General features: G+C 37.5%; 10 protein-coding genes and 1 tRNA gene. 7 read left to right on the plus strand and 4 right to left on the minus strand.

Features of this window, described 5'->3' with window-relative positions:
* Positions 1-2: 2 nt before the first annotated feature.
* Both DB895_RS07635 and DB895_RS07640 read right to left on the minus strand, forming a co-directional pair.
* Positions 3-1,100 (minus strand): glycoside hydrolase family 53 protein, encoded by a 1,098-nt coding sequence (locus DB895_RS07635; protein ID WP_243694643.1) that lies wholly within the window; start codon positions 1,098-1,100, stop codon positions 3-5.
* Positions 1,101-1,102: 2 nt separating this feature from the next.
* Entirely contained in the window at positions 1,103-2,140 is a 1,038-nt protein-coding gene (locus DB895_RS07640; protein WP_116724777.1) for an aldose epimerase family protein, read from the minus strand.
* 117 nt (positions 2,141-2,257) lie between these two features.
* Here DB895_RS07640 and DB895_RS07645 point away from each other — a divergent pair, with 117 nt between their 5' ends.
* Positions 2,258-3,256 (plus strand): GntR family transcriptional regulator, encoded by a 999-nt coding sequence (locus tag DB895_RS07645; protein ID WP_116724778.1) that lies wholly within the window; start codon positions 2,258-2,260, stop codon positions 3,254-3,256.
* Positions 3,257-3,296: 40 nt separating this feature from the next.
* Here DB895_RS07645 and DB895_RS07650 read toward each other — a convergent pair.
* Positions 3,297-3,376: transfer RNA gene (locus DB895_RS07650), tRNA-Leu, on the minus strand.
* A 220-nt stretch (positions 3,377-3,596) separates the two neighbouring features.
* Here DB895_RS07650 and DB895_RS07655 point away from each other — a divergent pair.
* The 3 genes from DB895_RS07655 to pth all read left to right on the plus strand — a co-directional run bounded on the left by DB895_RS07655 (position 3,597) and on the right by pth (position 6,111).
* On the plus strand, positions 3,597-4,538 hold the full coding sequence (locus DB895_RS07655; RefSeq protein ID WP_116724779.1) for a ribose-phosphate pyrophosphokinase: 942 nt from the start codon (positions 3,597-3,599) through the stop codon (positions 4,536-4,538).
* 84 nt (positions 4,539-4,622) lie between these two features.
* Positions 4,623-5,231 carry a 50S ribosomal protein L25/general stress protein Ctc gene (locus DB895_RS07660; protein ID WP_116724780.1) on the plus strand — a complete coding sequence of 203 codons (609 nt, stop codon included), beginning with the start codon at positions 4,623-4,625 and terminating at the stop codon, positions 5,229-5,231.
* 253 nt (positions 5,232-5,484) lie between these two features.
* Complete coding sequence (pth, locus tag DB895_RS07665; protein WP_116724781.1) at positions 5,485-6,111, plus strand: aminoacyl-tRNA hydrolase; 627 nt, start codon at positions 5,485-5,487, stop codon at positions 6,109-6,111.
* Between the two features lie 51 nt (positions 6,112-6,162).
* Here the strand turns inward: pth and DB895_RS07670 are convergent, their stop codons facing one another.
* Positions 6,163-8,451, minus strand: a complete 2,289-nt coding sequence (locus tag DB895_RS07670) for a zinc-dependent metalloprotease (RefSeq protein ID WP_116724782.1) — start codon at positions 8,449-8,451, stop codon at positions 6,163-6,165.
* 214 nt (positions 8,452-8,665) lie between these two features.
* Between DB895_RS07670 and DB895_RS07675 the strand changes: the two genes are divergently transcribed.
* The 3 genes from DB895_RS07675 to bioB all read left to right on the plus strand — a co-directional run bounded on the left by DB895_RS07675 (position 8,666) and on the right by bioB (position 11,373).
* A complete protein-coding gene (locus DB895_RS07675) occupies positions 8,666-9,595 on the plus strand; it encodes a bifunctional riboflavin kinase/FAD synthetase (RefSeq protein WP_116724783.1) in 930 nt (309 codons plus the stop codon).
* Positions 9,596-9,746: 151 nt separating this feature from the next.
* The gene (locus DB895_RS07680; RefSeq protein ID WP_116724784.1) at positions 9,747-10,184 is read left to right on the plus strand and encodes a hypothetical protein; all 438 of its coding nucleotides are present in this window, start codon (positions 9,747-9,749) and stop codon (positions 10,182-10,184) included.
* 103 nt (positions 10,185-10,287) lie between these two features.
* Positions 10,288-11,373, plus strand: coding sequence for a biotin synthase BioB (gene bioB / locus DB895_RS07685; RefSeq protein WP_116724785.1), 1,086 nt, complete (start codon positions 10,288-10,290; stop codon positions 11,371-11,373).
* The last annotated feature ends 92 nt before the right edge of the window (positions 11,374-11,465 follow it).

Here is an 11,465-nt window from a genome sequence, read left to right on the forward strand (position 1 = left end):
ATTTATTTATTAAAGGCCTGCAGAACAGGCAATGCTTTATTACTGAAATCATAAAAAGCCTGATTCTCAAAAGTAGAACCATTTTTAGCTTCATTGCCTTTGAAAGCAATCCATTCACCTCCCCAATATGCAAATCCCTGCCCGGATGCGGATGATTTTACGAGATCTTTAAGTGCTATTACAAAACTTTTTTGTCCATCGGGAGTGGCTGGATAACCCGTTACCAGTTGAGAATCCAACCCAACAATATTATTCGTCCAATCATTGTAACCCAATGTAAACGGATATGCCGTTTCGGCAATAATTACTTTTTTATTGTACGTTGTTCCTAAAGCATCGATGGTAGATTTCACCACAGTCAAATCTTTCCCATGCCAAATCGGATAATAGGACAATCCAATGTAATCGTAATCGATACTTTTCAGTTTATTAAAAAACCAGTTGGTATTAGTAGCCGTAACACCTGCATAATGAATCATTATTTTGGTGTTCGGTACTTTAGAACGAATGGTGGCACTGGCAATTGCCAATAATGCGAGACATTGTGATTCTTGATTAATTAAATGTCCTTGCGGCCAAAGTAATCCGCTATTAATTTCGTTACCAATTTGGATAATGTCGGGATTAATTTCCGTCATAATGTTTGAAGTGTAAGCGGCAACGGCCGTTTTCAACTCTGCGAATGACAAATTTTTCCATTCGGCTGGTGTAGTTTGAACTGCAGGATCAGCCCAAGTATCTGAATAATGAACCGTCAACCAAACTTTCAACCCCAATAATTTCGCCCTTTGTGCCAATGCTTTTACCTCGCCCATCCCTGAATGTCCGTCTGAAGGATTTTTCCAAAGACGTATCCTGACAGTATTACAACCCGCATTTTTTAGGGTCGTAAGCAGGTCTTCTGCTTTGGCATTGTTGTATAAAATAGCACCCGAACTTTCTATTTCTGGCAAAAAAGAAATATCGGCAGCCCTAATGAAAGTGTCTTCCGCCACGACCGGAGGCGCCACTACACTCTTTGTTGTTTCATCATCACTAGAACAAGAAAACAGAATTGCAAAAAGAAACAATATTCCGAAAATTGAGCTGTATTTTCTCATTTTTAAAAGGATTGGAATTTATAAATGGTTTTATGATAATACATTTCTTTGCTTTTTAGGATTGAACTTGGAAAATGGGGATGATTGGGAGCATCAGGAAAATTTTGGGTTTCAAAACAAATGCCACTCGTCGAATGATAATCGGCATTCTCTTTGCCTTTTATTGCATTGAAACAATTGCCGCCTACATAAACATGAACCCCCGGCTGATTCGTATAAACCGACATTTTCAGATTATTGTTTTCACTAAAAAGCGATGCTGCTAATTCCGTTTCATTTTCTAAAACAAAAGTATTGTCAATTTTTGACGGGCATTCTCGTGGCGATGTAAAATCAAAAGTACCATTGGCAACCCGCAGAAAACGACCTGTAGGAATATCATCAGGAGTCTTTTCCAATAGTTTTTCAGCATTTACAAATAGTTTTTGATCAGTAACCATAGCATTATGCCCTTCGAGATTGAAATAACTGTGATGAGTTAAATTTACAATGGTATCCTCGGTTGTTGTTGCTTTGTATTCAATTATTAATTCATTTTCTTCTGATAAAGTGTAGATCAATTCTACTGTTAAATCTCCTGGATAATTTTCCTCTTTATTAGGGCTGAAATAGGTTAACGTTATTGATGGGTTGCTGCCGTAATTTACCTTTTTCACTTTCCAAACCTTTTGACTGAAGCTAACCATCCCGCCATGGAGCGAATGGCCATTGTTGTTTTTATTGAGATGAAAGGTTTTATCATTCAAATTAAAAGCACCTGCATCAATGCGACCTGCAAACCTCCCTATTGTGGCGCCTAGATAAGGCGCACTTTCTAACTCATAGGAATTAATGTAAGCCTCTAAATTGTCGAAACCTAAAACCACATCTATTGTATTGCCGTTTTTCAGCGGCATTTTCAAAGCTACAATTGCAGCTCCAAAATTGATGATTTTCAATTGCATTCCGTTTTTGTTAGATAATTCGAAAGAAAACACAGCTTCTCCGTCTGGCATTAAACCAAACAATTTCTTCGAAAAGTCAGCTTTAAAATATGACATGTGTTTTATTTTTACTTTTTTATTATCAATAATGAAATTCAAAATTATAGAATAATTTGACTATTACATACCGGTACCTACCAGTTTTTTTGTATCTTGCAAGAAATTCATTAATTTATGAAAATAATTTCGATTCAAAACAATTTTGGAATACCAAAATACAAGCAGATTATTTCCTCAATTGAAAAGACCATCGAAGAAGGGCTTTTAAAAAAAGATGAAAAACTGCCCTCAATAAACAAAGTGTGTCTCGAGTTTTCATTATCCCGAGATACGGTTTTACAAGCCTATGAAGAGTTAAAAAAAAGAGGGATAATCTATGCGATTCTTGGGAAAGGATACTATGTAAAAAGCACGGAAGTCAAGATAAAACAACGGATATTTTTACTTTTTGACGAGTTGAACATTTTCAAAGAAGACCTTTACAATTCCTTTTTAGAGCACATTGGGAAAGACGTACAAGTGGATATTTTTTTCCATCATTTCAACCTCCAGGTATTCCAAAAACTAATAAATGACAGCAATGGGAATTACACAAAATACGTTATCATGCCCACCAATTTAGTTGGAGCGTGTGCAATAATAAAAACCCTACCGGTGAATGACGTTTACATTGTAGACCAAACGAATCCCGAACTTAAATCTTTTCCTGCGGTATATCAAAATTTCGTAAAGGACATTTATGACGCCTTGTTAAAAGGAAAAACCAGATTGAATAAATACGAAAAACTGATTTTGATTTTTCCCGGATTTAGAGAGCCCTTAGGAATGAAAGAAGGATTTGAAAAGTTTTGCGGCGAATTCTCATTTCAACAAGAAACAATTACGGAATTTAAAGATCGCAAAATAGGAATTGGAGAAGTATATATTATTCCAAATGACCGGGATTTAGTGAGCGTAATCGAAAAGTCTAAAAACCAGAATTTAAAATTGGGGCGCGATTTTGGAATTATTTCCTACAATGAAACCCCATTAAAAAAGGTCGTCGAAAACGGCATCACCACCATATCTACTAATTTTGAGGCGATGGGAAGAATCGTGGCGGAAATGATTTTAAAAGGGAAGAAGGAACAAATAGAAAACAAGTGCGCTTTGATTATCCGGAATTCGCTATAATATTAAAAACAAAAAACCGCTTCTTTCGAAGCGGTTTTTGTACCCGGAGCCGGAGTCGAACCGGCACGGTTTCCCACAGGTGTTTGAGACCAGCGCGTCTACCAATTCCGCCATCCGGGCTTAGCAGACATGAAATAGCGACAGCTATTTCAACGCAATAAAAGAGGAGATTGTATATAAATCAACCATCGATTCCTTTAACACGGTGCAAATGTAAAAAATAAAATTACAATTTCTAAAAAAATACTCAAAAATTTCCTTTCAGAGTTCGTTTTAATTCCTAAATTTGCACCTCGTTAACGCGGAAAACAGCAACTAACTACAAAACAACACCTTAAAAATGTCACATCAAGAACCCGAAGCAAAAATATTTGCGTGTTCCCAAAGTGTCTATTTAGCCGAACAAATAGCTCAAATCTATGGTATTCCGCTAGGTAAAGTCACGTTCTCAAAATATAGTGATGGCGAATTTCAGCCTTCATACGAAGAATCCATAAGAGGATTACGCGTATTCATTGTCTGTTCCACCTTCCCTACCGCTGATAACTTAATGGAATTGTTATTGATGATTGATGCGGCCAAAAGAGCATCGGCAAGACACATCACTGCAGTAATTCCTTATTTTGGATGGGCGAGACAAGACCGGAAGGACAAACCAAGAGTTCCGATTGGAGCAAAATTGGTGGCGAATTTACTGGATGCCGCTGGAGCTACAAGAGTAATGACGATGGATTTGCACGCCGATCAAATTCAAGGTTTTTTCGAGAAACCAGTAGATCACCTTTTCGCTTCAACTATCTTTTTACCATACATAAAAAGCCTGAATTTAGAAAATCTGACTATTGCATCCCCAGACATGGGAGGTTCCAAAAGAGCCTATGCCTATTCTAAGTTTTTAGAATCGGATGTGGTAATTTGCTACAAACAAAGAAAAGTGGCCAATATTATTGACACGATGGAGTTAATTGGTGATGTAAAAGGAAGGAATGTAGTTTTGGTGGACGATATGATTGACACCGGAGGTACACTGGCGAAAGCCGCCGATTTAATGATAGAAAAAGGCGCATTGAGCGTAAGAGCAATTTGTACGCACGCCCTCTTATCAGGAGATGCCTACGAGAAAATAGAAAACTCGCAATTAAGCGAATTGATAGTAACGGATTCTATTCCGTTAAAAAAAGCATCTAACAAAATAAGAGTGGTAAGTTGTGCGCCGCTTTTTGCAGAAGTAATGCACATGGTACAACACAACAATTCCATAAGCGGGAAGTTTTTGATGTAAACATTAGTCGAAAGTCTAAAGTCAAACGTCTTAAAATAAAGCTCAAAACAGTAATTTATTATTTATTAACTATATTTTTTTACAATGAAATCGATTACAATTAAAGGATCAGAAAGAGAAAGCGTGGGCAAAGTTGCGACTAAAGCCTTACGTAATGCTGGAGCGGTTCCTTGCGTGTTATACGGAGGAAATCAAGCAGTACACTTTTCAGCAGATGAAAAAGCATTCAAAAACTTGGTTTACACTCCAAACGCACACACAGTTGTGATTGAATTGGGTGACAAATCATACAATGCCATTTTACAAGACATTCAAGTACACCCAGTTTCAGACCGAATCTTGCACATTGACTTCTTCGAATTATTCGACAACAAAGAAATCACAATGGAAGTTCCTGTAAAAGTAACAGGTGTTTCTCCAGGTGTTTTATTAGGTGGTGTTTTACGTTTGAACACTCGTAAATTAAAAGTAAAAGCATTACCAAAAAATCTTCCTGATTTCGTTGAAGCAGAAATCTCTCAACTTCAAATGGGAAACAAATTGTACGTTACGAAACTAGTTTCTGACAAATACAAATTGTTGCACCCTGACAACACTGTTGTTGCTCAAGTAAGAATTTCTCGTGCGGCTATGAAAGCAGCTCAAGAAGCAGCAAAAGCAGCAAAAGCGCCAGTAAAAGGAAAGAAAAAATAATTCTTCTGAATTCAATTATAAAAGCATCAGTTGCAAAACTGGTGCTTTTTTTGTTTAATAATATCAATCTCTCCAAATTGGCAGAAGAATTTGAAGCGAATGGCTTGACCCTATATATCCATCCTGTTCCCGCTGTACGCTACAATCCATGCCAAATTGCTTCGTGCCTCACAATGACGTGGGATTTCCACTTCCATCGGGGCTAGAGAATAAATCTTTGGCATCTTTACCAATTTTGTTCTATTTTTGTGGCATGATAAATTGGCTTTCCAAACTATTTTCATCCCAGAAAACACCAGACAATACGAATTGCATGAAGAAATTTTTAATTGTAGGCTTAGGCAACATCGGAGCCGAATACGTGAATACCCGACACAATATTGGTTTTAAAATATTAGACCATTTTGCCAAAAAAGAATCACTTTCTTTTGCTACCGTAAAACTGGGCGCTTTGGCAGAATACAAATTAAAAGGAAGAACTTTTTTACTCCTTAAACCCAATACCTATGTGAATCTAAGTGGCAAAGCCGTTCAACATTGGATGGAAAAGGAAAACATTCCCCTAGAAAACATAATGGTAATTGCAGATGACCTAAACCTCTCCTTCGGAGCTATCCGAATCAAACCCAAAGGAAGTGATGGCGGACATAACGGACTAAAAAACATCAACCTTATTTTGAACACTCAAAACTATACCCGTTTCCGTTTTGGAATCAGTGACGAATTCAAAAAAGGGAAACAAATAGACTACGTGCTTGGCGAATGGGACGAAGCTGAAAAAACAAAGCTTCCGGAACGATTGGAACTCGCTACAGAAATTATCAAATCCTTTGGAACGGCTGGATTAGAAAACACAATGACCGCTTTTAATGGGAAATAAAAAAGGGAAGACAACTCGGTCTTCCCTTTTTTATTTTATAATAGATTGGAATTATTCTACCACTATTTTCTTAATCACTTTCTGACCACCATCTTTAACGGTCACTAAATAGATTCCAGTTTGCATAGTGTCTAGTTGAATATTTTGAGAAAATAACCCCGTATTGCTATATTTTCTTTCAAAAATACTTCTTCCTCTCATGTCATGAACCAAAATCTCAATGGCATTGGTTGACAAAGAATCAAATTGAACTGTAAAATTCCCTCTGTTAGGATTGGGAGACAGACTAAAATTAGACAAACTGAAATTTTCATTGGCCAAATTGGCAATTGCAAATGCTTTCGAATTGACGGCATAATATACATTTGCCGTAGGCTCAATTAACAACCTACAGTTTGAAGACGCTGGAGTTGCGGGAACCGTAATAGCTTCACTACCGTCATTTGGCGTATCCGACGCTAAAACGTAAGGAAAAGTAGCTCCACCATCAATCGATAATTTAATATTCACGTTTGACGATCCCGGTAATGCGGTCGTATTATTCACATCCCAAGTAACCGTCTTGGAAGTTCCTTGAGCCCAAGAGACTCCAGAGGTATTTTGAGACGTAACTTTGAACGGACCAACCCCTGTAGGAGCTGTTGTTGCATTATATGGTATTTTAGACGTTACCGAAACTTCATCGGTATTGGTCTGTGAACCGTTTACATTATTATCCCTAACTGTCAACGTAAATTTTAAAACCCTGGAAATCGACGAAACGGATTCCCAGCTAGAGCTTAAAGTACCCGCCAAAACTTTTGAAAATTCAGGCAAATATCGGTTTGGCGATGTTTTTGCAGAAAAAGATCTAAACGTAGGCCCAGAAGGCTTGGTTAAGAAAGCCATACTTTTGGATCCTGTTTGCAAATCTCCGTCATTGTTTTGTTCCCAGCAATAGGTTAATGTATCTCCATTCCCATCTGTAGCTATCCCTTTCAAAATGTAAGCTGTTCCCGAAGGCACGGAGAAATCGGCACCTGCACTTACAGTAGGTGTCAAATTCGCAATTGGAGTGCTTACCGGACATGTTTTAGTTGCCAAGTTGGTTTGCATCTGAAGAATACTTCTGTACGTAAAATAAGCGTCGGAATGGGACTGCACATTATAATCCGTAATTCCAGCATAGCCCATAATTGTGGATCCACTTCCTGGTTCCACTTGCACACCACTGCTTTCAGAACTATCCGAAAAGGTGTGATTGCTACCCAATTGGTGCCCCATTTCGTGAGCTACATAGTCAATATCAAAAAAATCTCCACGAGGTATATTGTCCGATGGTGAGGTATAGCCACTGCCTTTCCCTAATCCAATATCAGTCCAAGATTCGGTACTTGTTCCGCAAACACAGCCAATACAACCGGCATTTCCACCACCCCCGGAAGCGCCAAACAAGTGTCCGATATCGTAAAGATCATCGCCTAACACATTGGATAAATTATCTTGTAATTCTTGGTTCCAAGCATCGGGAGCAAAATTATTTGGAGCGGGAGGTACTTCAGAATAAGGATCCGTATCTCCATCGACATAAATGACTTGATCATTATTGGCAATAATATTTAAATGCAACGCCATATCTTTTTCATATACCCCGTTTACCCTTGTCATGGTGGCATTCATTGCGGCCAAAGCTTTACTCACACTGCCAAAATAGGCACCGTATTCCCCCGTACATGACAAGGCCAAACGCAATGTTTTGTAAGATTTGTTGTTTGCCATGTAGGCCGATTGTTGCATTATCCTATTCGAAATTCCCTGACTTAAGGTCTTATCAATTGTTTTGCAACTAAATGGTAATTTCCCAGCCGTTCTTGTTTTGGAATCAAAAAGCACATATACCGAATTGTCTTTTGTGAAAGGCTCAATAAACTCAGAACCGTTATCTGCTCTCAATATCATGGTTTGAATACCGCTCGGCGACAAGCTAAAATTAATGGTGGTCGTTTTATCTTTAAGGCTATTACCTATGTAAGCTCTAATGCTAGGATAGCGGGTTTGTAATTCAGGGGCAAAATTAGAATTTTCCCAAACCATAAATTTTTCGGAGCCGCCATCAACAACAGGAAAATCAACAAGTACTCCTGGTTTCCCGGAAAATTTATCGGTAGCATTTTCTAAAGACAGCCTAATCTTATTAATGTTGACGAAAAATAATTTTTGGTTTTCAGAATAAGTAGTCGTTCTGATTTTATCCGATAACGGGATTTGATCTTCTGAAACCGTTTTCCAAACGACATTTTTTTGTGCAATAATTGACCCAAAAGAAAATGCCATAACGAATGATAGTAATACTCTTTTCATTTATTTTATTAAAATAATAGTTCACAAAATTAATGATTTTTTTAAAATTTAAAGAGCCAAGTTACGTATTTAACAGTAATTTGTAAATTTTATTAAGAAATAACAAACTATTTTCCGTTCTTTATGATATATTAACCGTTTGTGAAATTAACTGTTTATAAATCCTAAAATATCGGAATCGATAGCCTAAATTTGTGTCCATAAAAATAAAAAATTGAAGCTTTTCCATTCTATAGAATCATTTCATACCCATAAAAAAACCATCATCACGCTAGGCGCTTTTGATGGCGTACATATTGGGCATCAAAAAATTATCGAAAAACTAATCCATAATGCCAATAGCAGTGATAGCGAGAGTTTAATCCTTACTTTTTTTCCACATCCCAGAATGGTTTTACAAGAGCAATCAGAAATGCAACTTCTGAACACGATTGAAGAACGAGCGGAACTCCTAGAAAAAACAGGACTTGACAATTTAATCATTCATCCTTTTGACAAAGTGTTCTCCAGACTTACTGCTGAAGAATTCGTAAAAAACATCCTTGTGGATCGATTAAAAATAAAAAAAATCATTATTGGTCATGACCATCGGTTTGGAAAGAATCGTACGGCTGACATCGATGATTTAATTGTCTTTGGCAAAAAATACGCCTTTGAAGTGGAACAGATTTCTGCACAAGAAATTCAGGCAGTGTCAGTAAGTTCAACAAAAATAAGAACGGCGCTTGAGGAGGGAAACATCCATTTGGCCAACCAATATTTAGGCTATTCCTATTTTCTCACCGGTACGGTTCAGCAGGGGAAACAATTGGGAAGAACCATTGGTTTTCCTACCGCTAATTTAAAAATCAAAGAAGATTACAAACTCATTCCTAAAAGCGGCGTTTATGTTGTACAAAGCACACTCCGCAATAATACGGTTTTTGGAATTATGAATATTGGAACAAATCCTACCGTAAACGGAAAAGAATTATCGATTGAAATTCATTACTTGGATTTTGAAGCTAATTTATACTCTCAAAAAATTGAAGTTTCACTCTTGCATTATATTCGTTCGGAACAAAAATTCGAATCGGTGACATTGTTGAAAGACCAATTAGAAAAAGATAAGCTTACCGCTATTGCATTCATCAATAAACTTTAATTATTGAGGGTTCATTTTTTATCTATTTACTTTTTTATTCAAAATTTTCCTTGACATATTCATGACATAATGCATTGTTTTTTGTAAATTTGAAATACTATTATTTTGATTGTCAGTGATATATTATTTTAACTCTAAAAAAAACAATTGTATGAAACTGCCAAAAGAATTACTTAACGGATTTCTCATTTTCCTCGGAATTGGGTTTTATTTTTTGTTGATGAATGTACTGGGATTTTCAAATTTGTCTTACCTGCGTTTGTTTAATGTGGTATTCATTTTTTATGGCGTTAACAGGACCTTAAAAATGAATCTGTCCGAAGGCAAAATGGATTTCGCCTCTAATGCTATGGCCGCTATGACCACATCTATTTTTGGCGTTGTTTTTAGTCTTCTTGCATTATTCATTTACAGCCACATCAAAGGAGGTGATGCGTATGTACAATCTTTATCGGAGATCTTTTTGTTTGGAGGAAACCCCTCAGTGAATACTTATTGTATCGGTTTACTTTTTGAAGGAATCGCTTCTTCGGTAATCGTCACTTTGCTGTTGATGTTGTATTTCAATAATCGCTTTGAAGCCGATTGACATTCGCATTTAGAATTATTCTGTATTGCCTTGTTTTTCGGCACTGCAACGTTGTTACTTTAGAACAATTTAACTACTTTTGAGGCATTATAAAAATGCTGATATGAGTATTACAAAACACGACTGGAACAAAGAGGAAATTATCTCAATTTATAACAAGCCCCTGATGGATTTGCTTTATGAAGCGGCCACCATTCACAGGGAACACCATGATCCGAATGTGGTTCAGGTGTCCACTTTGTTGTCTATAAAAACTGGCGGATGCTCGGAGGACTGTGGCTATTGCCCACAAGCCGCACGATATGACACTGATGTTGAAGGAAATGACCTAATGTCGGTAAGCCAAGTAAAAGCACAGGCTTTGCGTGCAAAATCCAACGGCTCTTCCCGCGTATGTATGGGAGCTGCTTGGCGAAACGTAAAAGACGGATCTGAATTTGACCAAGTTTTAGAAATGGTTCGTACCGTTAACAAACTGGACATGGAAGTGTGTTGTACCCTTGGGATGATTACTGAAAATCAAGCGAAACGTCTTGCCGAAGCGGGTTTGTATGCTTACAACCACAACTTAGACACCTCAGAAGAATACTACAAGCAAGTCATCTCCACTCGTGGTTTCGAAGACCGTTTGCAAACCATAGAGAACGTCCGTAAAACCAACATTACGGTTTGTAGTGGGGGAATTATTGGCATGGGAGAATCTATTGAGGACAGAGCCGGAATGCTTGTGGCTCTTTCTACACTAAACCCACAGCCAGAATCGGTACCAATAAACGCATTAGTTGCCGTTGAGGGAACGCCACTAGAGGATGAGAAACCAGTAGAAATTTGGGAAATGATACGCATGGTAGCCACTACCCGAATCATAATGCCCGAAACCCAGGTACGCCTTTCGGCAGGAAGAATGAACATGAGTCGCGAAGGACAGGCAATGTGTTTCTTTGCAGGAGCCAATTCTATCTTTGCAGGTGATAAATTATTGACCACCCCTAATCCTGATGTAAATGACGACATGAAAATGTTTGAGATGTTAGGTCTTCTTCCTCAAAAGCCTTTCATCAAAATCACGCAACCCATTTCAGTAGAAGCATCCGATTCTCAATTTGCACCTTTGGGAGAGAAACCAAAATGGTCTCGACCAGGACATACCATTGAAAGAAATGTAGAAGCTTCGGAGAAAGGGAAGTAAGTAAAGCTATTTGTAATTTATTACTATCTAAAAACAGGAATTATTATATCTACTTTTTTGGATAGTAGCCCGTCATAATTGTACTAAAACAC

This window comes from Flavobacterium psychrotolerans, assembly GCF_003097635.1.
GTDB classification, from domain to species: Bacteria; Bacteroidota; Bacteroidia; order Flavobacteriales; family Flavobacteriaceae; genus Flavobacterium; species Flavobacterium psychrotolerans.